General features: G+C 70.0%; 20 protein-coding genes. 3 read left to right on the top strand and 17 right to left on the bottom strand.

From position 1 onward, the window contains the following. From CH341_RS12690 to glsA, 11 genes are all read right to left on the bottom strand, one after another. Nucleotides 1-1,162: complex I subunit 5 family protein (locus tag CH341_RS12690; protein WP_281022631.1), on the bottom strand; the 1,162-nt coding region annotated here is incomplete at its 3' end. Then, nucleotides 1,162-1,503, bottom strand: a complete 342-nt coding sequence (locus tag CH341_RS12685; RefSeq protein ID WP_111419393.1) for an NADH-quinone oxidoreductase subunit K — start codon at nt 1,501-1,503, stop codon at nt 1,162-1,164. The genes CH341_RS12690 and CH341_RS12685, both read right to left, overlap by 1 nt. Continuing rightward, entirely contained in the window at nt 1,500-2,447 is a 948-nt protein-coding gene (locus tag CH341_RS12680) for a Na(+)/H(+) antiporter subunit B (protein WP_111419392.1), read from the bottom strand. Before CH341_RS12680 ends, CH341_RS12685 begins: the two co-directional genes overlap by 4 nt. Further along, nucleotides 2,444-2,752 (bottom strand): monovalent cation/H(+) antiporter subunit G, encoded by a 309-nt coding sequence (locus CH341_RS12675; RefSeq protein WP_111419391.1) that lies wholly within the window; start codon nt 2,750-2,752, stop codon nt 2,444-2,446. The genes CH341_RS12680 and CH341_RS12675 overlap by 4 nt, the downstream gene beginning before the upstream one ends. After that, entirely contained in the window at nt 2,749-3,039 is a 291-nt protein-coding gene (locus CH341_RS12670; RefSeq protein WP_111419390.1) for an MrpF/PhaF family protein, read from the bottom strand. The genes CH341_RS12675 and CH341_RS12670 overlap by 4 nt, the downstream gene beginning before the upstream one ends. Continuing rightward, nucleotides 3,032-3,550, bottom strand: coding sequence for a Na+/H+ antiporter subunit E (locus CH341_RS12665; RefSeq protein WP_111419389.1), 519 nt, complete (start codon nt 3,548-3,550; stop codon nt 3,032-3,034). The genes CH341_RS12670 and CH341_RS12665 overlap by 8 nt, the downstream gene beginning before the upstream one ends. A gap of 17 nt (nt 3,551-3,567) precedes the next feature. After that, nucleotides 3,568-6,621 carry an efflux RND transporter permease subunit gene (locus CH341_RS12660; RefSeq protein ID WP_111419388.1) on the bottom strand — a complete coding sequence of 1,018 codons (3,054 nt, stop codon included), beginning with the start codon at nt 6,619-6,621 and terminating at the stop codon, nt 3,568-3,570. Continuing rightward, nucleotides 6,618-7,712 (bottom strand): efflux RND transporter periplasmic adaptor subunit, encoded by a 1,095-nt coding sequence (locus CH341_RS12655; RefSeq protein WP_111419387.1) that lies wholly within the window; start codon nt 7,710-7,712, stop codon nt 6,618-6,620. The genes CH341_RS12660 and CH341_RS12655 overlap by 4 nt, the downstream gene beginning before the upstream one ends. Before the next feature lie 57 nt (nt 7,713-7,769). After that, a complete protein-coding gene (locus CH341_RS12650) occupies nt 7,770-8,282 on the bottom strand; it encodes a DUF1269 domain-containing protein (protein ID WP_111419386.1) in 513 nt (170 codons plus the stop codon). Between the two features lie 30 nt (nt 8,283-8,312). Next, nucleotides 8,313-9,959 carry an MFS transporter gene (locus CH341_RS12645; protein ID WP_111419385.1) on the bottom strand — a complete coding sequence of 549 codons (1,647 nt, stop codon included), beginning with the start codon at nt 9,957-9,959 and terminating at the stop codon, nt 8,313-8,315. 58 nt (nt 9,960-10,017) lie between these two features. After that, nucleotides 10,018-11,019: a glutaminase A gene (gene glsA / locus CH341_RS12640; RefSeq protein WP_111419384.1), complete on the bottom strand. Its 1,002-nt coding sequence runs from the start codon at nt 11,017-11,019 to the stop codon at nt 10,018-10,020. Nucleotides 11,020-11,724: 705 nt separating this feature from the next. Here glsA and CH341_RS12635 point away from each other — a divergent pair. From CH341_RS12635 to CH341_RS12625, 3 genes are all read left to right on the top strand, one after another. Next, nucleotides 11,725-12,189: a DUF992 domain-containing protein gene (locus CH341_RS12635; RefSeq protein WP_111419383.1), complete on the top strand. Its 465-nt coding sequence runs from the start codon at nt 11,725-11,727 to the stop codon at nt 12,187-12,189. A gap of 313 nt (nt 12,190-12,502) precedes the next feature. After that, nucleotides 12,503-13,525: a patatin-like phospholipase family protein gene (locus CH341_RS12630; RefSeq protein WP_111419382.1), complete on the top strand. Its 1,023-nt coding sequence runs from the start codon at nt 12,503-12,505 to the stop codon at nt 13,523-13,525. 7 nt (nt 13,526-13,532) lie between these two features. After that, entirely contained in the window at nt 13,533-14,987 is a 1,455-nt protein-coding gene (locus CH341_RS12625; RefSeq protein ID WP_111419395.1) for a GntP family permease, read from the top strand. A 458-nt stretch (nt 14,988-15,445) separates the two neighbouring features. Here CH341_RS12625 and CH341_RS12620 read toward each other — a convergent pair whose 3' ends face one another. The 6 genes from CH341_RS12620 to CH341_RS12595 form a co-directional block, all read right to left on the bottom strand. Then, nucleotides 15,446-16,894, bottom strand: a complete 1,449-nt coding sequence (locus tag CH341_RS12620; RefSeq protein ID WP_111419381.1) for a malonyl-CoA decarboxylase — start codon at nt 16,892-16,894, stop codon at nt 15,446-15,448. A 77-nt stretch (nt 16,895-16,971) separates the two neighbouring features. Continuing rightward, complete coding sequence (locus tag CH341_RS12615) at nt 16,972-17,853, bottom strand: polysaccharide deacetylase family protein (RefSeq protein WP_111419380.1); 882 nt, start codon at nt 17,851-17,853, stop codon at nt 16,972-16,974. A gap of 147 nt (nt 17,854-18,000) precedes the next feature. Beyond that, nucleotides 18,001-18,969, bottom strand: coding sequence for an L-histidine N(alpha)-methyltransferase (egtD, locus tag CH341_RS12610; protein WP_111419379.1), 969 nt, complete (start codon nt 18,967-18,969; stop codon nt 18,001-18,003). A 34-nt stretch (nt 18,970-19,003) separates the two neighbouring features. Next, nucleotides 19,004-20,254: an ergothioneine biosynthesis protein EgtB gene (gene egtB / locus CH341_RS12605; protein WP_111419394.1), complete on the bottom strand. Its 1,251-nt coding sequence runs from the start codon at nt 20,252-20,254 to the stop codon at nt 19,004-19,006. A 253-nt stretch (nt 20,255-20,507) separates the two neighbouring features. Next, nucleotides 20,508-21,272 (bottom strand): ABC transporter ATP-binding protein, encoded by a 765-nt coding sequence (locus tag CH341_RS12600; protein WP_111419378.1) that lies wholly within the window; start codon nt 21,270-21,272, stop codon nt 20,508-20,510. Next, nucleotides 21,260-22,009, bottom strand: a complete 750-nt coding sequence (locus CH341_RS12595) for an ABC transporter permease (RefSeq protein WP_111419377.1) — start codon at nt 22,007-22,009, stop codon at nt 21,260-21,262. Before CH341_RS12595 ends, CH341_RS12600 begins: the two co-directional genes overlap by 13 nt. Nucleotides 22,010-22,061: the final 52 nt, after the last annotated feature.

The raw sequence follows: 22,061 nt of genomic DNA, 5'->3' as shown, positions 1-22,061 counted from the left end.
GGCCGGCGCCGGCCAGATCCGCGATCCGGTCGTGCCCGTACACGACGTAGATCGACCCGGCCGCCATGAACATGGCGGCCTTGGCGGTGGCGTGAGACATCGCTTGAATCAATCCGCCCGCCAGCGCGTCTCCCTTGTGCATCGACGCGGATCCGGAATCGTAGGCGAGCCCGAACATCAGGAACAGATAGCCGATCTGCGCCAGCGTCGAATAGGCGATCAGGAGCTTCAGGCGCTCCTGCCGCAGCGCGAGAACGCTGCCGAGCAGGATGGCCCCTGCCCCCAGGGCCGACAGCATCTGCGTGGCCACGACGGTCTGCAGCCCCGGCATCACGTCGAACCACAGCCGGACCAGGATGAAGAAGGAGCCCTTCACGACCAGCGCCGACAGCAGCGCGCTGCCGGCCGGCGGCGCGCCGGCGTGGGCGGGCGGCAGCCACAGATGCAGCGGCACGAGCGCCGTCTTGGCGAGTAGCCCGACCGTCATCAGCGCTCCCGCCACGAGTGCCACCGGCCGCGCCGTCACACGTCCCGACAACAGAAGGACGTCGAGCGTGCCGTAGGCGCCGTAGAGAAGAACCGTACCGGCCAGATACAGGACCGAGCCGAGCAGCGCGAACAGCAGATAGCGCAGCGCCGCCTGCAGCGTTTCACCACGGCCGTTCAGACAGACCAGCGGCACCGCGGCGAAGGTGAGAATCTCGAGGGCCACGTAAAGTGTGAACAGATCGCCGGCCAGGAAGACCGTGTTCAGGCCGGTCCACACGCCGAGCAGCAGGATCCAGAACCCGAACGGCGCGCGCTCCTCCTCCGCGCCCGCGGCGGTCGAAAAGTCCGCCCGCGCATAGACGCCGACGGCGGAGACGACGCCCGCCGCGAGCACCAGCATCAGGGCCGACGCCCCGTCGGCGCGTAGCGCCACCCCGAGCGGCGGCGTCCACCCGCCGAGCAGATGGATCAGCCCGCCGTCCGCCGGAACGCCGGCCGCGATCGCGACCGCGATCGCCAGGCCGACCGGCAGGGCCGCGAGCGCGATCCATTCGGCCCGACGGCCGCCGGCGACGAAGCCGAGCAACGCCGCGGCGACCGGGACCACGATCGACAGCACCAGGAGGGCGCCGCCTCCCTCGGTCGACACGAGACCCGCCATCGGAGCGGACATCACGGCTCCGTGGAGTCGGGACCGGCATCTTCGGCCACGCCCTCGTGCAGCGTGGTCGAGCCGGTCGCGTCGAAATACCGGAGCAGCAGCGCGAGCGCGAGCGCGGTCGCCGAGAAGGCGACGACGATGCCGGTGATGACCAGGGCCTGCGGAACCGGGTCGCCGGGGAATCCGGCGGCCGCGCCGCGGCGGGCGACGACGCCGAAGACCAGGAACACGCCGCTGCCGAGCAGGTTGAAGGCGAGGATTTTCCGCAGCGGCCGCGGATCGACGATCGCACCGTAAAGGCCGAGGCCGATGACGACGGCGGCGCACAGTCCGAACACGATCGTCTCGCTCACCGCTCGGCGCTCCTCTCGGGCGGCCCGGCCACGAGCAGGCCCAGCGTGGTCGCGACGGTCAGCACCATGGCGAACTCGATCACGAGGATCACGGGCTTGGCCCAGGCCGGCGGGTAGGACAGGAACGCGGCGCCGAGCGCGAGACCGCCGAGCCCGACGGTCAAAAAGACGGCCGGCCCCGCGACCAGCACCAGCCGCAATCGCCGTCCGCCGGCGGCCGGCACGTCGCCGAGCCCGGCCATCAGAACCAGCAGCCACATGGCGGCCAGGATCGTGGCGCCCTGGAACGCGCCGCCCGGGTGATCGGCGCTGACCCAGAGCACGGAGATGCCGAGGACCACGCCCACGGGCGGCAGCACGCGGGCCAGGAGCACGAGGGGCCCTTCCGGGTCGGCTCGCCGACAGGAGCGCGGGCGGCCACCCCAGGCGTGATCGCGCGCCATCGACCACACGCCGAGCAGCGCCAGCAGCAGAACGACCTTCTCGAGCATGGTATCCATCGCCCGGAACGCCATCAGGACGTTGGTGACCGGATTGCCGAGACTGGTGACGCCGGCATTCGCGGCGGCCTCCGACGCCAACGACGGTGCCGGATCGGGCAGCGACAGCAGCACGACCGCCACCGCCGCCGCGACGACCGCCGACAGCGTCATGGCCAGCACCCGGCCGGCGCCGCCGAGGCGCTCCGTGGACACCGACGGCTCGCCGGCGCGCAGGCGGGTCGCGGCCCCGATCAGCAAAGCGCCGGCGAGGCCGCTGCCGATCGCCGCCTCGGTCAGGGCCACATCGGGGGCGCCGAGCCGCACCCACACGAGCGCGAGCAGCAGGCCGTAGGCGACGAAGCCGACCACCGCCGACATCGTGTCGCGGGCCGCGACCGTCCACACGGCGACGATCAGCACGATGCCGGCGACGAAGAGGTCGAGGGCCGGGACGATGGTCATGGCGCGGCTCCGTCCGATCCGGGGCCGTCGCGTCGCGCCGCCTGGGCGACGAGCTGCGAGACCGTGGCGCCGGCCAGCAGCACCAGCAGCCAGACGCAGATCATCTTGAGCCCGTCCCGGAGGCTCCCGACCTGAGGCAGCAGGCCGAGCACCACGAGGCCGAGGCCGAGATTGTCGGCCTTGGTGAGTGCGTGAAGCCGCGTCAGCGTGTCGGGGAAGCGCAGCAGACCGACCGTGCCGGCGAGGAAGAACACCACCCCGGCCGACACCGCCGCGATCGTGATCAGGTCCAGAACGACGCTCATGGCCGCTCCGTCTCCGGCAGCGTCTCCGGCTGCGTGGCGCGCCGGGCGCATTCGGCGAAGGCCGCGGCCGCGAAGGTGGCGAGCAGCGCCAGCACCAGCGCCACGTCGATCGCCGCCGAGGTGCCGCCGATCACGCCGATCAGAAGAAGCGCGGCGATGCCGCAGGTGCCGATCAGCTGCGCCGCCATCATCCGGTCGGCGTCGCCCGGGCCGCGCAGCACGCGGACCAGCCCGAGCGCCAGCAGCACCAGGACGAGGCCGACCATGGCGGTGAGGAATTCATTCATGCCGGACCACTCCCGACAGGACGGCCTCCTCGGCGGCGAGCTGCGCCACGACGGGCGCATGGACGTCGAGGCAATGATAGGTGATGCCGTCGCTGCCGCTGCCGCCCGGCGCGCTGCCGATCGGGACCGTGCCGGGCTGCAGGCTGGTGAACGCCGTGAAGGCGCTGCGGAACAGCCCGGGCCGACAATGCGCCGGATAGGTCACGACGCCGGTCCGCAGCGGCAGCCGCGGATCGAGGGCTCTTCGGGCGACGTCGAGACCGGCGACGACCGACTGGCGCAGGAAGCGCAGCGCGAGCCGTGTGGCCGCGACCGGCCGGTATCGCCGCGACGTCGCCGGCAGCAGACGCAGGCTCAGTCGGGTCGCGAGCGCCGTGACGCCGAGCCCGACCAGGAGATCGGCGGGGCCGGTGCCGGCCAGGATCGTCCACACGCCGAGCAGCAGCGCCGCGCGCACGAGCGCCGGTCGGACCGGCACGCGATCCTGCGTCGAAGACTGCTGCTGCGCCATGGTCGGCCGCTCCGAAGTCAAGCCGTGCCTTGCGGATGGGCGGCCGGGTCTTTCGCCCGGAAGGCAGTGACGTAGAGGGCCGGCAGGAAGATCAGGGTCAGGACGGTCGCGACCAGAAGCCCGCCCATGATGGCGTAGGCCATCGGCCCCCAGAAGATGGTGGGGGCGATCGGGATCATGCCCAGCACGGTCGAGATCGCGGTGAGCACGATCGGCCGCAGGCGCGACAGCGAGGCGGCGATCACGGCGTCCCAGATGGTCTTGCCCTCGCCGCGCTCGGTCTCGATCTGGTCGATCAGGATCACGGCGTTGCGGGCGATCATGCCCATCAGGGCGAGGATTCCGAGGATCGCCACGAAGCCGAGCGGCTTGTGGAACAGCAGGAGCGCCGCGACGATGCCGATCAGGCCCAGCGGCACGACGCTCAGGACCAGCGCGAGCCGGGAGAAGCTCTGCAGCTGGATCATCAGGATCGTGATGGTGACGAACAGCATCGCCGGCACCACGGCGAACACCGAGGCCTGCGACTTGGCGCTCTCCTCCACGGTGCCGCCGGTGGCGATGCGATAGCCGGCCGGCAGCCCGCCCTGCACCCAGGCGACCTTGTCGGCGAGCGCCGCCACCACGGCCTCGGGCGAGGCGCCGGCGGCGACGTCGGCCTGGACCGTGAGGGTCGGCAGCCCGTCGCGCCGCCAGATCAGCGGATACTCCTGCTCGTCCTCCAGCACGGCGAACTGGCCGAGCGGCACGGTGCGGCCGCTCGGCAGCGCGACCTGCAGGTTGCGCAGCGTCGACAGCGAGACGCGCTGCTCGTCGGTCGCCCGCACGACGACGTCGATCAGATAGATGCCGTCGCGCATCTGGGTCACGGCGCTGCCGGAGACGACGCTCGCCAGCACGCCGGCGATCGCCTCGGAACTCAAGCCCAGCAGCCGCGCCTGGTCCTGGTCGACCCGGATACGCACCTTGCGGGCCGGCTCCATCCAGTCGAAATTGATCTGGCGCACGCGCGTGTCGGCCGCGATGGTCGAGGCGAGCAGCATGGCGGCGTCGCGCACCTCGGCGAGATCGGGACCGCTGATCCGGTACTGTACCGGCCAGCCGACCGGCGGCCCGAGCTCGAGCGGCACGATGCGCGAGACGGCGCTGGGAAACTCGTTCGCCAACACCTTCGAGAGCTTGTCGCGCAGGCGGTCGCGGCCCGCCACGTCCTTCGCCACCACCACCAGCTGGCTGAAGAAGTCGTTCCTGAGCTGGACGTCGAGCGGCAGGTAGAAGCGGATGACGCCGCGGCCCACATAGGTGCTCCAATGGGCGACGTCGGGATCGGACGCCAGCACCTCGTCGAGTCGCGCCGAGGCATCGGCGCTCGCGTGGATCGAGGCGTTCTGCGGCAGCCGCAGGTCGATCAGGAGCTCGGGGCGATCGGAGGACGGGAAGAACTGCCGCGGGATCAGCGGCAGCGCGGCGAGCGACGCGCCGAAGCAGGCGAGCGTGACGAGAATGGTCAGCCAGCGATGCCGCATCGCGCCGACCAGCATGCGGCGGAACAGCCGCACCAGCCGGCCGGGCTCTTTCACGGCCTTCGGCGTCGGCAGCAGGGCGACGCCGACCAGCGGCGTGAACAGCACGGCCACCACCCAGGACGCGATCAGCGCGACGCTCACCACGGCGAAAATGGAAAACGTGTACTCGCCGGCCGAGCTCTTGGCGAAGCCGATCGGGATGAAGCCGGCCAGCGTCACGAAGGAGCCGGTCAGCATCGGCATCGCCAGCGTCCTGCAGGCGAAGGCGGCGGACTCCTCCTTGGTCGCCCCCTCGGCGAGCTTCATCGACATGGCGTCGATGGTGGACATGGCGTCGTCGACCAGCAGGGTGAGCGCGATGATCAGCGCGCCGAGCGAGATGCGCTGCAGATCGACCGAGATCAGCTCCATCACCGGGAACACCAGGGCGAGCGTCAGCGGGATCGACAGCGCGACGACGGCGCCGGCCCGGAAGCCCAGGCTGATCACGCTCACCGCCATGATGATCACGATCGCCTGCCACAGCGAGGTCATGAACTCGCCGATCGCGGTGTCCACCACGGCCGACTGGTCGGCGACCAGCACGGGCTCGATGCCGATCGGCAGATCGGCCGTGATCTCGGCCATGGTCCGCGTCACGTCACGTCCGAGCGCCAGGATGTCGCCGCCGTCCCGCATGGCGATGGCGATGCCGATCGCCGGCGTGCCCTTCACCCGGAACATCGGCTGCGGCGGATCGGCGAAGCCGCGCCGCACCGTGACGATGTCGCGCAGGCGGATCAGCCGGTTCCCGGCCGCGATGTTGACGTCGAGGATGTCGAGTTCCGACTCGAAGGCGCCGGAGACGCGCAGCACGATGGTCTCGTCGCCGGTCTGGATCGCGCCGGCGGGGCTCACCGCGTTCTGGGCCCGCAGCGCCGCGACGATCGCCGAGCGATCGAGGCCGAGGCCGGCCAGGGTCGCGGTCGAGAACTCGATGAAGACACGCTCGTCCTGGGCGCCGAGGATCTCGACCTTGGAGACGTCGGCGATCGCCAGCAGGCGCTTCCTGATCGCTTCCGCCTTGTCGCGCAGCTCGCGCTGGCTGAAGCCGTCGGCAGTCAGCCCGTAGATGATTCCGAAGGTGTCGCCGAAGTCGTCGTTGAAGCCGGGTCCGACCACGCCGGCCGGCAGCGTGTGACGCATGTCGGCGACGCGCTTGCGCACCTCGTACCAGATGTCCGGCACCTTTCCGGGCGGCGTCGACCCTTTCAGATTGACGAAGATGGTGGTGCGGCCCGGCACCGTGGTCGAGCGCAGGAAGTCGAGGTTCGGCACCTCCTTCAGGGTGCGCTCCAGCCGGTCGGTGATCTGGTCGAGCGTGTCGGCGAGTGTCGCGCCGGGCCACGCGGCCTCCACCACCATGGCCCGGAACGTGAAGGCCGGGTCCTCGTTGCGGCCGAGCCGGATGTAGGACAAGAGGCCGGCCAGCGTCACGGCGATCATCAGATAGAGCACGAAGGAGCGGTGGCGCAGCGCCCAGGCCGAGAGGTTCGGCCCGCTCATGGCCGCGCCCCGAGGAGGCGCACCTTCTGGCCCGGATGCAGCGCCTGCACGCCGGCCGTGACCACGACCTCGCCGACGTCGAGCCCGCCCGCGACCGCGACCTTGGCCGGATCGAACCGCACCACCTGGACGTTCCGCAGCGCGACCGTGGCGCTCCTCGGATCGACGATCCACACGGCGGGCGCCTGGTCGGCCCGGGTGAGAGCGGAGGCCGGGATCTCGATCACGGCCTGGGCGTCGAGACGCAGGCGGCCCGTCACGGTGGCGCCGAGCCGCATCGCCTCGGGCGGCGCGTCGAGCCCGACCTTCACCTCGAAGGTGCGGGTCACCGGATCCGCCTCCGGCGCCACCTCGCGCACGCGGCCCGTCGCCGTCACGGCGGGATCGTCGGTGAGGCTCACGGCGATCACGGCGTCCGGCGGCGCCGTGCGCAGCACCTGGGCCGGCACCTCGAACACGGCGTCGCGGCCGCCCTGACGGGCGAGCCGCACGATGGTCTGGCCGGCCTGCACGACCTCGCCGGGCTCGGCGCCGACGGTCGTGACGATGCCGGGGGCGTCGGCCTTCAGCACCGTGAAGCCGAGCAAGTCGTCGGCGGTCTTCAGCTGGGCCTCGGCCGAATCGAGGCGGGCCTGCGCGGTGTCGCGCTCCTTCTTGGCCTGGTCGAACAGGGCTCGCGTCGTCCAGCCTTGCGCCAACAGGGTTTCCTGGCGCTCGAAGTGATTGGTGGCCTGGGTGACGGCGGCCTGCGCGGCGGCGCGATCGGCCTGGGCGGAGCGCACCGCGTTGGTCTCGTTCTGCGGCTCGAGCCGGGCGATGGTCTGGCCCGCCGTGACACGGTCGCCGACGTTCACGGGTCGCTCCATCACCCGGCCGGCGGTGCGGAAGCCGAGCGCCGCGACGTCCTGGGCGGCGATGCGGCCGGTCAGCGCCACGGTGTCGCCGGTCTCGCGCTTCGTCACCGTGACGGTGCGGACCGGGCGCGGCTCCGGAGCCCGCACCTCCTCGGCCGGCCCGCAGGCGGCGAGCAGCACGGGGCCGAGACAGCCGATGACGCGCCCCCATCCGAAGGACCCCCGACGTCGACCCATCCGCTCGGCTCTCCGCAGCATAAGCCCCTGCCCTGCACTTGCCGGACGCACGCGCCGTCAGGCGATCCTGCTCAGCTCCGCCTTCAGCTTCTCCTCGTCCTCGTTCGACAGCGAGGTCCGCAGCACGCGCGGCTTGTAGGGCTCCAGCTCGGGAAGCACTTTGTCTTCGTTCACGCTCTTGAACAAGACGAACAGGGCCGACGAGCCCTCCGGGATGGTCGCGCTCAGCCGCTTCACGAAATCGTCGTCGATGCCGTATTTCGCCAGCGAGCCGGCGAGCGCGCCGGCGCCCGCGCCCGTGATGGCGCCGACCGCCATGCCGGCGAGGGGGTTGAGGAACAGGATGCCGACCAGGGCGCCCCACAGGGCGCCGCGGCTGACCCCGGTCGCCGCCCCCAGGGCGGTCAGGTTCACGGCCTGCTTGACGTGCACCTGGCCGGACGCCTCGCGCTCCACCACGCAGGCGTCCTCCAGGTCGATCAGATATTCCTTCTGCAGCGAGCGCAGCTTGTTGAGAACCTCGTCGGCCGTGTGAAGTCCGTCGAACCCGAGAACCACGAGCGTGCTCATGAACAGTCTCCAATATGTTTGCGCAAACGACTATGCCTCGCCCTCGCGTCGCCGCGGTGACGGGTCCGGGATTTCGCCCGGGATGTAATTCGGCAGGCGGCTGGCCGGGATGACGGCCAGGAGCGCGACCGCCGCCATGATCGCGAGGCCGATCTTGAGGGCGCGCAGCCGCGCCTCCGCGTTGATGCGGAGCGCCTCCTGGATCTGCTCGGCCGTCGCCGTCGTCGTGGCGAGAACGCCCTGCAGGCGATCGTTGCTCAGAAAGTTGATGCTGTCGAGATCGACCTGGGCGCGGAGCTCCGGCGTCAGGATCGTATTGGCGGCGAGACTGCCGAGAATGATGCTGGACAGCAGGCCGACCATCAGGGCGCCCGCCACCGCGGTGCCGACCGCGGCGGCGAGGTTGTTGGTGGTGCCGCGCAGCGAGCCGACGTCGCCGGCGAGCTCCTTGGGCGAGGCGGTGACCAGGACGTTGAACACCAGCGTGACGAGCGAGCCCTGGCCGATGCCGAACAGGACGAGGCCGACCAGCACCGGTCCGGCGCTCCAGTCGTTGCGCACCACGAAGGCGAGCCACAGCAGCGCCAGGGTGCACAGCCCGAAGCCCCAGCGGCCGATCTGCCGCGGCGTCAGCCGGGTGTAGAGCTTGACGATCAGCATCGCCGAGAAGAAGACCGTCAGGTTGAACGGCATCATGGCGATGGCGGTGGCGAGCGGCGAGCGGCCCTGCACGATCTGGATGTAGAGCGGCACCGAGAAGTTCAGCATCGCCTCGAGGGCGACCACCGCGAGCATCGTCATCACGGCGGCCCGCTCCTGCGCCGAGCCGATCACCTCGAGGGCGAGCAGCGGCGTCTTGCCGGCCTGCTGACGCGCCGTGGTCCAGCGCACGAAGGCGAAGCCGAGCATGATGCCGGCGACGATCAGAACCGGGGCCGGGGAGAAGCCGGCGAGATCGAACGGCGCGTTGGGCGTGGCGACGGCCAGGCCCCAGCGGTTGAGATTGTTGAACCCGAAGCTGATCGACACGATCGCGGCGGCGGCGAGAAGCACCCCGACGACGTCGATCTGCACCTCGGGCCGGCCGGCGTCGCGCTTCAGCCGGAAGCTGAGCACGAACACGATCGCGGCGAGCACGACGAGAATCCCGAACACCGGGCGCCAGCCGATGAAGGTGCCGAGCACGCCGCCGATCATGAACGCCGCGACGCCGGCGCCCGCGCGCGCCGAGCCGAGCGCGCCGAGCGCGGTCGCCTGCTGGCTGCCCCGGTAGTTCTCGGCGATCAGGGCCACCAGCGACGGCACCAGCGCGGCGCCGGCAGCACCCGACATCGCCTGCGCCACCATCATGGCGACCGCGTTGGGACTGAAGGTCATCACCACCTGGGCGACGCCGAACAGCACCACGACGACGCGAAACACCGCGAGGGCGCCGAAGCGCTGGTTGAGCTTGGCGCCGAGCATGACGAAGCCGGCGACCAGCATGGAATACATCACGATCCCGGTCGCCACCGTGGTCGGCGGAACACCGAAGCTCGCCACCATGCCCCCCATGGCGACCGGCAGAGCAGCCACGTTGAACGACATCAGGACCTGGCCGAGTGCGATGGCGATCATCGGCACCCACGAGTCGCGGGCCTCTGTCGCGGGGCTGCGCACGGCGTCGACGGTCGTCATGGCTACGCCTTTCGGATTAAACGATCGGTTTGAGTCCCGTGTGAAACGGGCGCGAGGTTCAGTCGACCGGCTGCGATACGAACAGGTCGAGCCCGAGGCTCTGCGACAGGAATTTCGCGACGAGCTGTCCCTTCACGCTGTTGCCAGCGCGGTCGAGCGGCGGCGCGAAGGTGCCGAGGCCGCCCTTGCCGGGCGACACCGTGACGATCCCGCCGCCGATGCCGCTCTTGCCCGGCAGCCCGATCTCGTAGAGCCAGTCGCCCGACGTCTCGTAGAGACCGGCCGTCGCCATCACGGCGAGGGTGTAATGACATGTCGCGGCGTCGACGACGCGCTCCCTGGTCACCGGATTGACGCCGCCGTCGGCGAGCGTCGCACCCATGACGGCGAGATCGCGCGCCGTGACGTTGAGCGAGCATTGCCGGGTGTAGAGGTCGGTCGCCAGCACCGGGTCGCAGTCGAGGCGCCCGTAGCTCTGCAGCAGCCGCGCGATCGACCGGTTGCGGAAGTTCGTGTCCGAGGCGGAGGCGTAGACCTCGTCGTTCAGCGGCAGCGCACGGCCGGCGAAGCGCGACAGCCCGTCGTGGATGAACCGCCACTTCTCCGCCTCGGTCGCGCCCGGCACGAAGCTGGTCGTCGCGATCGCCCCGGCATTGACCATCGGGTTGGTGCGTCCGTCTGGATCGCGCTCGATCGCCGCGAGCGAGTTGAAGGCGAAGCCGGTGGCGTTGGCGCCGATCGCCTCGCGCGCCCGCTCCGGGCCGATCGTCTGGCAGACGAGCGCGAAGACGAACGGCTTCGACACGCTCATGATCGAGAAGGGATGGTCGGTGTCGCCGACCGCGTGAAGCGCGCCGTTGGTGTCGACGACGCAGATTCCGAACAGATCCCGCGACACTCGGGCTAATGCAGGATAGACCTGCGAGGTGTCTCCGTCGCTGTCGGACCGGAAGCGGTCATAGGCCTCGGCGACGAGCGACGACACGAAGTCTGCCGCGGGGAGGTGCCCGGTCGAGACGAACGTCGAGGCCTCTCCGGAGGCGGGTCGGCGGAGATCCATGTGATCACGTCCTGCATGGGATGGATCCCCACGCCTCGAGCCGACGAGGCACGGGCGGAACGATCGAGCTCACACTACGATGGTCAATCGTCACCTTTCAATTCACCCTGCGTCCCCAAACAGCGACACTGCATCCCATTCGCCCCGGGCGTACCGGTCACGACGCCGTGCCTCGACAATGGCCGGGATCGACGGCGCGCCGGCCGATGTGCGTTGCGGCACGACGGTGGAGGCGGAGCCGCGTGAGCGACCGTCCTGGTGTGGAGTTTCGAGTGATTTCGAGAGACACGACGATCGATCGCGTTGCAATATGCGGCGTCCGGATCAGCGTCGGTGTGACGCCACGCGACATCGGACGTGATGAGACATCAAGAGGATCGGTCGCGGCGCGTCACGGTGAAAGGCGTGCCTTGGGCATCGGATCTCACGGGGCGCCACCCCGGATGCGCCGATCACTTTTTCGAGGAGCAGTCGATGAACTCGCCTTGCGTCGCCGACCCGAACGCCGGAGCGCGATCGACGACACCGGCCATCCTGGAGACGCCGCATCGGTCCGGAGCGTGACGGCTCGTCGACGAACGACCGGCTCGCCGCATGCCCGGCCCCGATCTCTGTCCCGGAATCCGGCCGCGTGTCCCGGGACGCCTTCTGCTCGTTTCTCACACTCTGCTCATTCCTCACATATTATGATCGTGGAGACGTTCGATGAACCGGTTCTGTTCTGCTCTTCTCTTTGTCGCCTGTGTCGTCGCGGCGCCCCTCCCGGCTGCGGCGCAGTCGTCCGTCCAGGTCGGCACGCTGACCTGCAATCTCGCGCCGAGCGTCGGGCTGATCGTCGGATCGCGGCAGCGGATGACGTGCACGTTCTCGAAGGCGAACGGCTTTCGCGAGAGCTACCGCGGCACGGTGACGAGGATCGGTCTCGATGTCGGCTTCACGGCCGGCGGCCGCATGGTCTGGGGCGTCTGGTCGAAGACGCAGGGTCCTCGCAGGCGGGCGCTCGCCGGAACCTATGTGGGCGCCAGCGCCGACATCGCCTTCGGCTTGGGGGTCGGCGCGAATGCGCTCATCGGCGGCAACAATCGATCGATCGCGTTGCAGCCCGTGTCGGTGTCCGGGCAGGTCGGCGTCAATCTCGCGCTGGGAGTCGCCGGGCTGCGCCTTCAATAGACACTCCCGAAGGCACTCGCGAACACACTCGCGATCGCCGCGACCACGCTGCGACTCCCGCGGTGCGGTCTCGATCGTCCGGCGGCGAAAACGTGCGCCGGCGTCATCCGCACATCGTCGAACGCGGCGATGCTGCGCCCGCATCCTGCGGCCCGCATCCTGACTGCGGCCCGTAGGATGCGGGACCACGGGGCCGAAGGTCGGTCGATCAGGACGACGACTTGAGTTTTCCCCGGAGTTGCGTGACAAGCAGACGTGCTGCGCTGCAGCATCCGTCGGTACGCCCGGCGTGGCGTTGGAAAGCGAGGCGCGCGTGACCATCGATCGCTCCCCGGTTCTGATCGACCTCGCATTGCAGGGCGGCGGCGCCCACGGCGCCTTCACCTGGGGCGTTCTCGACCGTCTGCTGGAAGAGCCGCGGCTCGAGATCGACGGCGTCTCCGGCACCTCGGCCGGCGCCATGAACGCCGCCGTGCTGGTGGACGGCCATGCGGCGGGCGGCCGCGACGGCGCCCGGGCGGCGCTCGAGGCGTTCTGGCGCAGCGTCTCGGACGGCGCGCGGTTCAGCCCGTTCCAGCGTACGCCGCTCGATGTTCTGCTCGGCCGCTGGACGCTCGACAACTCGCCGCTCTACGTCGCCATGGATCTGATGGCCCGCCTGGTCTCGCCCTACGATCTCGTCACGGGGGCCAATCCGCTGGCCGCGATCCTCGCGCAGCACGTCGATTTCGCCCGCCTCGCGCAGGCGCCGATCAAGCTGTTCGTCACCGCGACCAGCGTGCGCACCGGAAAGGGCCGCGTGTTTCGCAATATCGACATCACGCCCGACGTGCTGCTCGCCTCGGCCTGCCTGCCGACCATGTTCCAGTCGGTGGAGATCGACGGCGAGGCCTATTGGGACGGCGGCTATTCGGGCAACCCGACCATCACGCCGCTGGTTCGCGAGTGCCGCTCGCGCGACACCGTCATCGTCCAGATCAACCCGATCGAGCGGATCGGCACGCCGCGCTCGGCCCGCGACATCCTCGACCGGCTCAACGAGGTCTCGTTCAACGGCGTGCTGCTCAAGGAGCTGCGCATGATCGCGCTCCTGCGGCAGGTCGCCGATCCGGGCAACAGCGAGGGCGCGCTGTGGGCCGGCATGCGCATCCACCGGATCGCCAGCGAGGAGCTTGCGCAGCTCGGCGCCTCCTCGAAGCTGCTCGCCGAGTGGGCGTTCTTCCTGAAGCTGCGCGATCTCGGCCGCGCTGCGGCCGATGCGTTCTTGGCCGCGCATGCGCACGATCTCGGCGCGCGCTCGAGCTACGATCTCGACGCGCTGCTGACGACGGAGTGATCCGATGCTGGGCCTTGTCGGAATCCTGGTCGGCCTCGCGCTGCTGATCGCGCTGGCCTACCGGGGCTGGAGCGTTCTGCTGCTGGCGCCGATCGCGGCGCTGATCGCCGCCGCGTTCGCGGGCGAGCCGCTGCTAGCCCATTGGAGCCAGACCTTCATGGGCAGCGCCGCGCGGTTCCTGGCGCAGTTCTTTCCGATCTTCCTGCTCGGCGCGCTGTTCGGCAAGCTGATGGACGACTCGGGCTCGGTGACGGCGATCGCCGGCGCGATGACCCGACGCCTCGGCGCGCGCCGCGCCATCTTGGCCGTGGTGATCGCCGGCGCGATCGTCACCTATGGCGGCGTCAGCCTGTTCGTCGCCTTCTTCGTGCTCGCGCCGATGGCCGAGGCGCTGTTCCGCGCCGCCGACATCCCGCGCCGACTGATGCCGGCCGCCATCGCGCTCGGCACCTCCACCTTCACGATGTCGGCGCTGCCGGGCACGCCGTCGATCCAGAACGCGATTCCGATGCCGTTCTTCGGGACGACGCCGTTCGCCGCACCCGGCCTCGGTGTGATCGCCTCGATCGTCATGCTGGTCTTCGGCCTCGCTTGGCTGGCGCGGGCCGAAGCATCGGCACGCCGTCGCAGCGAAGGATTCGGCCCCGGCATCCTGGCCGATGTGGACGCCGCCGCCGCCGACGAGATCGTGCGCGAGCGGGCGACCGTGGCGCAAGAGTTCGACCCGGCCGAGATCAGGCACGGCCATCACGCGGAGCAAGGGCCGCCTTTGCTCGCCGCCTTCGCGCCGCTGGTCGTGGTCGTGCTGGTGAATTTGGTGATGTCGCTGGTGGTGCTGCCGCGGCTCGACCTGACCTATCTGGCCGAGCCGCGCTGGGGCTCGACCTCGCTGTCGGCGGTCGGCGGCGTGTGGTCCGTGGTGGTGGCACTGGCCACCGCCATCGTGGCCGTGGTCGCGCTCAACCTGCGCCGGTTGAGCGAGCTGCGCGCCAGCATGGACGCCGGCGCCAACGCCTCGGTGCTGCCGGCCGTGAGCGTGGCGAGCCTGGTCGGCTTCGGTGCGGTGGTCGCGGCGCTCCCCGCCTTCGAGGTGGTGCGCGACTGGGTGCTGTCGATCCAAGGCGGCCCGTTGGTGTCGCTCGCCGCATCGACCAACATTCTGGCGGCACTCACCGGCTCGGCCTCGGGCGGCATGACGATCGCGCTCGATGCGCTCGGCAGCACCTATATGGGGCTCGCCGCAGAGCTCGGCATCGACCCGTCGCTGCTGCACCGGGTGGCGGTGATAGGCTCCGGCACGCTCGACAGCCTGCCCCACAACGGGGCTGTCGTCACGCTGCTGGCCGTGTGCGGCACCACCCACCGCGAAGGCTATTTTCACATTGTCATGGTCGGCATCGTGGGCGCCGTATTGGGCCTCGTCGCCGTGATCGCGCTCGGCTCGGTCTTCGGCTCGTTCTGAGTTGACGTCCCTCGGCCGCCGCCTGACCCGCCAGAGCAGGCTTGGGCCGTCGACGTCGCGGTCCGTCTCGTGCTGAAGGGCGATCGCGCCCCGAACCGGTCCTGTTTGCGATCATCCCTGGACCGTGATGAACGCGCAGGCGTGTGTTTCGTCTTCCTTCATTGCGCGTGAACGGCGGCCTTCGTTCAGCGACGGGAGAAGCTCGCCGAAAATACTGGTGTATGCTCTCCTCTCCGCCCCGGTTACGAGATCGTCCGATACCCTCTGGCCGAGATTTTGGAGGCCTGGGAAGCATTGTCGACCGCGGCTCTGTATTGGCTGATTATTCGACTCGTCCCCGCCGATCCGACATAGGCATGGGCGGCATAACGATGCGTCCGCTCGAATGTGGCTTCGGCGAGCCAGTCGCGATCACCTTCTGGAGCCTGGCACGACGTGCGTGCAAATAGTCCGCCGTATTACTCCCCGCCGCGCAACTCTCGGACGGCGCGATCCGCTCGCCTCGGGGAGTCGGGGGCGCGGTTGGCGCCACCGATGCGGTACGATCTTTTGAAGGTGCCGACGACAGGGAGTTCCATCTCTTTTGCGGCGAGCCGGTGGACCGCGCGCGAGGCGACGATCTCGCCTCGCGCCTCATATGCCTCGTGGTTCTTCTCGATGGCGTCGAGATCGTATCGGTAGTTCACCATCAGCCCGTGCGATTGGCGAAGGCCTTTCGGAGACGTGTCGGCGAGCCAGTTGATCCGGTCCAGTCGCGCGCCGTTTCCGAGATGAAAGCGGGCGACCGGATCGAGCGCCGCACCCGCGGCCGAGCGGGCCTTCAGGAAGTAGTGCGCGGCCGCGCGCAGCAACGGCGCGCGCAGGGGCTCCTCGGCATCTCGATCGGTATGCCATTCGGCCCGGGTGAGCCCGGACAGACGCTCACGGTCAGGCTCCGCCACAGAAGCAGGTCCACCAGCCGCGAGCTCGCGACCGAGCCAGCCGGCGAACCCCGGCACCGGCGACAATGTCACGAAATTGGTGATCTGCGGCAGCTCGCGCGAAATGTCGGCGACCACCTGCTTGATCAGGAAGCTGCCGAACGACACCCCGGCAAGCCCGCGCTGACAGTTGGTGATCGAGTAGAACACGGCCGTGGTCGCCTTGTCGGGCGCGACCGTCTCGCGCGTCTCCGCCAGGACCGGCGCGATGGCGTCCGGCACCTCCCGGGTCAGGGCCACCTGGACGAAGATCAGCGGCTCGTCGCCGAGCGACGGGTGGAAGAAGGCGTAGCAGCGGCGGTCCGGCGGATCGAGCCGTGCCCGCAGATCGGTCCAGCTCGAGATCTCGTGCACGGCCTCGTACTGAATGATCTTCTCAAGGATGCTGGCCGGGGTCGACCAGGTGATGCGACGCATCACCAGGAAGCCGCGGTTGAACCAGGCGGAGAGCAGATGCATGAAGTCGGCGTCGAGCGGCGCCAGCTCGCCGTCGCGTCGGATCGCATCGAGGAGCTGCCCGCGCATCCGCACCAGCGTCGCGGTCCCGCCGGGCGCCAGATTGAGCCGCCGGAACAGCTCCTGCCGTTTCGGCTCCGCCGCTGCGTGCAAGGCGACCAGGGACTTTTCGGTCGGCGCACCGGTCCACGCCGCGATGGCGGCCCGTACACCGTCTGTGTCGACGCCGAAGCGCGTCATCAGGGTCCGAAAGAAGGGGACCCGGTCGGCCGGCGGCAGCGTGTCGTAGGCGGACAGAATCGCGCGAGCGAGCGCCACACCGGAGACTTCTCCACGGCCTGACAGAAGCTCGTCGCACAGGTCGATCAGATCGTCCACATGCGTGGCCCGGGCCGCGCGGCGGGTGCCCACCAGGACGCGCCCGCGCTCCGCGATCTGCTCGAGCATCTCGGCCAGCAACGTTCCGTTCATTGGAGAGCTCTCGTTCCTCGTTCGGCGACATGGAGGGGCGACGTGCCCGGCCGGCACGTCGCTCCGCTGAGGCGCGTTCAGCCGGCTGTCTTCAGCACGTGATCGGCGATCTCGGCGCGGGTCGCGACATAGACGTCGTCACGTCCCATGACGGATTTCACGATCGCCTCGTAGGCCCAGGCGCCGGAGGGGCGGCCGAACACGTGGCAGTGCGCCGTCACGTCGATCACCACGGACTCGTCCTCGGCGCTCAGCACGTTGGTGAGCAGGTCGTCGAACAGCGTGACGAAGTCGCGCGGCGAGCGGCCGAACCGCATCGCATGCGGCAGGTCGTTGATCTCCATGGTGAGCGGGATCGCGACGATGCGGCCGTTGTCGCGGATCTGGATGTAGGGGCGCTCGTCGTCGAACACGTCGCCCTGCCACAGATAGCCGGCGTCGATCAGCAGCCGCGAGCCCTCGCGCGACGGCGTGCCGCGCGGTGAGATCCAGCCGACCGGGCGCTTGCCCGAGGCCGTCTCGATCGCCTCGGTGGTGCGGACGATGTCGGTCTGCACCTGCTCGGTCGTCAGCGTCGCCGGAATCACGTCCTGGGCCCAGCTGTGCGCCACGATCTCGTGGCCGGCGTCGACCATGCGCTTGAGCACGGCCGGGGTACGCTCGGCCAGCACGCCCGACGTCATCACGCTGGCGCGCGCCTTGTGGCGGTCGAGATTCCGCAACAGGCGGTCGATGCCGCGGGCGACGCCGTAATGGCCCCAGGACAGCGAGTTGGTGTCGAAGGCGCCGGCCGGCAGCGGATTGCCCATCGGGCCGACCCCCGGAGCCTTGCCGTCGGACCACGCCTCGTAGGCGAGATTGAGGATGACGGCGACCCGGCGGCCGCCGGGCCACCGGAACGCGCGATCGAGGCGCTGGACGCGCGTGTCGCGCGCGACGAAATCGGACTCACCGGACATGGGGATCTCTCGAGGCGGGTGGTTCGGGCGCCGCGACTATAGAGAAGCCGAATGCCTCGTCCACCCCGACCCTTGCATGGCTCTGCGCCCCATCGCCGTTACGCCATCCGAAACGAATCCGGACAGGCCCGCTCGGCCGGTGCCGCGTCAGCCCCAGACCAGCGCATGCACGGCGAACCACTTGTCGCGGTCCGTCCAGCTTTCCGCGACGCGCCAGCCGGCACCGTTCGCCAGGGTGCGGAACAGCTCGGGCGTGTACTTGTAGCTGCTCTCGGTGTGGATCGTCTCGCCGCGGCGGAAGTCGAAGCAGCGACCGTCGATGCGGACACGCTGGCGCGTCTTGCTGCCGAGATGCATCTCGATCCGGAGCTGCTCGCGATTGTAGACGGCGCGATGCCAGAACGCCCCGAGGTCGAAATTGGCGCCGAGCTCGCGATTGATCCGGCGCAGCAGGTTGAGATTGAACTCGGCCGTCACGCCGGCCGCGTCGTTGTAGGCGCGGGTGAGGACGTCCGGATCCTTCACCAGGTCGACGCCGATGATCATCCGGGCCTTGGCGCCCAGCAGCTCGCCGGCGTGGCGCAGGAACGCCGTCGCCTCGTGCGGCTCGAAATTGCCGAGCGTCGAGCCCGGAAAGAAGCCGACCCGCGGCTGCCCGGCGATCTCGGCCGGCAGCGCGAACGGCGCGGTGAAGTCGGCGGCGACCGGCAGCACCCGCAGGCCCGGCACGTCACGCGAGAGCCGCGTCGCCTCGCCTTCCAGGAAGGTGCCCGAGATGTCGACCGGAACGAAGGTCTTGATCGGCGCGGCCGCGAGGAGGATCCGCGCCTTGGTGAGCGAGCCGGCGCCGAACTCCACCAGCGCGGAGTCCTTCGGAACGAAGGACGCGATCTCGCCGGCGCGCTCGGTCAGGATGCCGGTCTCGGTGCGGGTCGGATAATACTCGGCCGTGCGGGTGATCGCCTCGAAGAGCTGGGAGCCGCGCTCGTCGTAGAAGTACTTCGGCGGGATTCGCTTCGGATCCGCCGACAGGCCCTCGATCACGTCGGTCAGGAAGGCGCGGCGGCCCGGATCGTCCGGAACGGGGACACGCGGCAGGCGAACGTGAGCGGTCATGGGGGTCCTCGTCACTCGATACGCGGTCGCCGCGTCAGGTCGGGAAGGTCGCCAGGCGCAGGCCGGTGAACTGCCAGCGCGCCGACGGCGGGAAGAAGTTGCGGTAGGTCGTTCGTGCGTGGCCGGGCGGAGTGGCCAGCGAGGAGCCGCGCAGGACCATCTGATTGATCATGAACTTGCCATTGTACTCGCCGAGCGCACCCTCGGCCGCACGAAACCCCGGATAGGGCGAATAAGCGCTCCGGGTCCACTGCCAGACAACGCCGAACGCGTCGGCGAGTTCGCCGCTGCGGGCCGCGACCTCCCACTCCTGCTCGCTCGGCAGATGGCGACCCGCGTAGCGGGCGAACGCGTCGGCCTCGTAGTAGCTGACGTGGCAGACCGGGGCGTCGGGGTCGACCGGCACCAGGCCGCCGAGCGTCACCACGTGCCAGCGACCGTCTTCCTGGCGCCAGTGCCCGGGCGCCCGCCAGCCCTCCTGCTGCACGGCCGCGAAGCCGTCCGAGAGCCACAGCGCCGCGTCGTCGTAGCCGCCGTCGTTGATGAAGGCGAGCCAGTCGCCGTTGGTGACCAGTCCGCGGTCGATCTCGACCGGCCCGACCAGCGCGCGGTGCGCCGGGCCCTCGTTGTCGTAGGAGAAGCCGTCGCCCTGGTGGCCGATCGTGTGGATGCCCTCGGGGAGCGCCACCGCGCCGGGCGCCCGCGACGCCGGGCGAAACCGCCACTCCGGGTCGTAGGCCGGCGCGATCGGGTTCTCCGAGAAGGCGTGCAGGATGTCGGTGAGGATCAGCTCCTGATGCTGCTGCTCGTGGTTGAGCCCGATCTCGACGATGGCGGCGACCTCGGGCGCCAGCGACGCCTCGTCGGCCAGCAGGGCGTCGACCGCCGCGTCCACATGGGCCCGGTAGGCTGCGACGGTCGCGGCGTCGGGCCGGGTGATCAGGCCGCGCTTGGGGCGCGCATGCCGCGGGCCGGCCGCCACGTAGTAGGAGTTGTAGAGATAGGCGAGCCGCTCGTCGAAGAGTCGGTAACCGGGGGCGTGCGGCTCCAGCAGGAACTGCTCGAAGAACCAGGTCGTATGGGCGCGGTGCCACTTGGTCGGGCTCGCGTCCGGCATCGACTGAACCACCTGATCCTCGGGAGACAGTGGCGCCGCCAGCGCATCGGTGTGGGCCCGCACGCTGCGGAAGGCGGCGCGCAGGCCGGTGGCACGGACGGCGGACGTATCGGACCGGGGTGTGTCCGAAGCAGGCGAAACGCCGCGGCGCGGCGTCAGGGCCGTCATGCTCATGCTGGATCCGCAGGTCGGGGGTCGCGAAGCCGCCCGGATCCCCATTAAGGCGAACCCGATACCGGCCATTCAACGAGAACCGGCTGGACGCGTCCGGGTTCCCGGCCCGCCCAGCGCTTTCGGCGCCAGCGGGTCGACCCACCATCTAGGATGGCGAGGGCTCGGCGTCATCGCCCATCCGGCTCACCGACGGACACGAGACGGTGAACGAGCGTCGCGGATCGGTCGCACGAACCGGTCGCCGCGGTCAGATGCCGGCGCCGCCCGACACGTCCGCCTCGAGGTCGGCCCGCACGGCGCGAGCGGTGTGCTGCAGGCCGAGATCGGTGCGCAGCCGCGGGCGGGCCAGCGTAATCTCGTGGGTGGCGGCGATGCGGCCGGGCGTGCCGGCCAGCACCACGACCCGGTCGGCCAGATAGGTCGCCTCCTCGATGTCGTGGGTGACGAACAGGATGGTCTTGCCGGTCTTCTGGCGGATGCGGATCAGCTCGTCCTGCAGGCTTTCGCGCGTGATGGCGTCGAGCGCCGAGAAGGGCTCGTCCATCAGCAGCACGGCGGGATCGACGGCGAGCGCGCGGGCGAGCGAGATGCGCTGGCGCTGGCCTCCGGAGAGCTGGTACGGCCAGCGGCGCGCCAGATCCGAGAGGCCGACGACGTCGAGCGCCGCCTCGGCGCGTCGGCGCCGATCGCTTCGCGGCACGTCGCGATGCTCGAGCCCGAACGCGACATTGTCGATGACGCGCCGCCACGGCATCAGCCTCGCGTCTTGGAACACCAGCGCGACCGGACGGCGACCCGGCCCGGCCCCGGCCACCGTGACAGTGCCGGCGCTCGGCTTCGCCAGATCGGCGACGACGCGCAGCAGCGTCGACTTGCCGACGCCGGACGGACCGACGATGGCCAAGAACTCGCCGCCGCGAACGTCGAGATCGACCCCCTGCAGCACCTCGGTATCGGTCCCGTCGCGCGAGAAGGTGAGCGACAGGCCGCGCAGCGAAATCACGCTCTCCATCGCAGCAACCATCCTTGAAGAGCCACGAAGGCGCTGTCGACCAAGCCGTAGAGGCCCGCCATGGTGAGCATGTAGACGACCACGATGTCGGTCGCGAGCAGGCTGGACGCCTGCATCATCCGCTGGCCGAGGCCGAAGACGCCGAAGATCTCCGCTGCCACCACGGCCATCCAGGCTTGGCCGAGCGCCGTGCGCACGCCGACCAGGATGCCGGGCGTCGCCGCCGGCAGCAGCACCTTGACGAGCCGCTGCGGCCCGGAGCGGAAGCCGAAGGCGTCGGCGAGCTCGATCAGATCACGATCGACGGCCCGCACCGCGCCGTGCGCGGCGAAATAGACGATCCAGAACACCCCGACCGCGATGATGAACACGGCGGCCGACGGCGCGACCCCGAACCAGATGATGGCGAACGGCACCCAGGCCAGCCCGGGCACCGGCCGCAGCACGCGGACGATCCAGGCGGAAAAGTGCTCGGCGCCGCGATACATGCCGGTGAGCACGCCGAGCGCGACGCCGAGCGCGGCGCCGACCACGAGGCCGATCGCATAGTGGCCGAGGCTCGACGCGATCGCCGACGCCCAGATGCCGGACGATACCTCGCGCATGAACGCGGCCGGAATGACGCTCGGCGGCGGCAGGAAGGCCGGATTGACGATTCCGAGCCGCGGCACCGCCTCCCACAGCAGCAGGAAGGCGGCGAGGCCGACGGGCGGCAAGAGATATTTGGAGAGCTGCACGGCAAGGAGCCTTTTCCGCCCTCGTCCTGAGGAGCGGCCGAAGGCCGCGTCT

This window comes from Rhodoplanes roseus (assembly GCF_003258865.1).
GTDB classification, from domain to species: domain Bacteria; phylum Pseudomonadota; class Alphaproteobacteria; order Rhizobiales; family Xanthobacteraceae; genus Rhodoplanes; species Rhodoplanes roseus.
The sequence above is the reverse complement of the archived record's forward strand: the minus strand, read 5'-3'. Positions and strand labels throughout refer to the sequence as shown.

Excerpts from the sequence above, each read along its gene's own strand:
- glsA (WP_111419384.1), bottom strand. The coding sequence starts at position 11,019 with ATGGATCTCCGCCGACCCGCCTCCGGAGAGGCCTCGACGTTCGTCTCG.
- CH341_RS12645 (WP_111419385.1), bottom strand. The coding sequence starts at position 9,959 with ATGACGACCGTCGACGCCGTGCGCAGCCCCGCGACAGAGGCCCGCGAC.
- egtB (WP_111419394.1), bottom strand. The coding sequence starts at position 20,254 with ATGACGGCCCTGACGCCGCGCCGCGGCGTTTCGCCTGCTTCGGACACA.
- CH341_RS12670 (WP_111419390.1), bottom strand. The coding sequence starts at position 3,039 with ATGAATGAATTCCTCACCGCCATGGTCGGCCTCGTCCTGGTGCTGCTG.
- CH341_RS12600 (WP_111419378.1), bottom strand. The coding sequence starts at position 21,272 with ATGGAGAGCGTGATTTCGCTGCGCGGCCTGTCGCTCACCTTCTCGCGC.
- CH341_RS12615 (WP_111419380.1), bottom strand. The coding sequence starts at position 17,853 with ATGTCCGGTGAGTCCGATTTCGTCGCGCGCGACACGCGCGTCCAGCGC.
- CH341_RS12650 (WP_111419386.1), bottom strand. The coding sequence starts at position 8,282 with ATGAGCACGCTCGTGGTTCTCGGGTTCGACGGACTTCACACGGCCGAC.
- CH341_RS12675 (WP_111419391.1), bottom strand. The coding sequence starts at position 2,752 with ATGAGCGTCGTTCTGGACCTGATCACGATCGCGGCGGTGTCGGCCGGG.
- CH341_RS12665 (WP_111419389.1), bottom strand. The coding sequence starts at position 3,550 with ATGGCGCAGCAGCAGTCTTCGACGCAGGATCGCGTGCCGGTCCGACCG.
- CH341_RS12660 (WP_111419388.1), bottom strand. The coding sequence starts at position 6,621 with ATGAGCGGGCCGAACCTCTCGGCCTGGGCGCTGCGCCACCGCTCCTTC.
- CH341_RS12635 (WP_111419383.1), top strand. The coding sequence starts at position 11,725 with ATGAACCGGTTCTGTTCTGCTCTTCTCTTTGTCGCCTGTGTCGTCGCG.
- egtD (WP_111419379.1), bottom strand. The coding sequence starts at position 18,969 with ATGACCGCTCACGTTCGCCTGCCGCGTGTCCCCGTTCCGGACGATCCG.
- CH341_RS12680 (WP_111419392.1), bottom strand. The coding sequence starts at position 2,447 with ATGACCATCGTCCCGGCCCTCGACCTCTTCGTCGCCGGCATCGTGCTG.
- CH341_RS12620 (WP_111419381.1), bottom strand. The coding sequence starts at position 16,894 with ATGAACGGAACGTTGCTGGCCGAGATGCTCGAGCAGATCGCGGAGCGC.
- CH341_RS12655 (WP_111419387.1), bottom strand. The coding sequence starts at position 7,712 with ATGGGTCGACGTCGGGGGTCCTTCGGATGGGGGCGCGTCATCGGCTGT.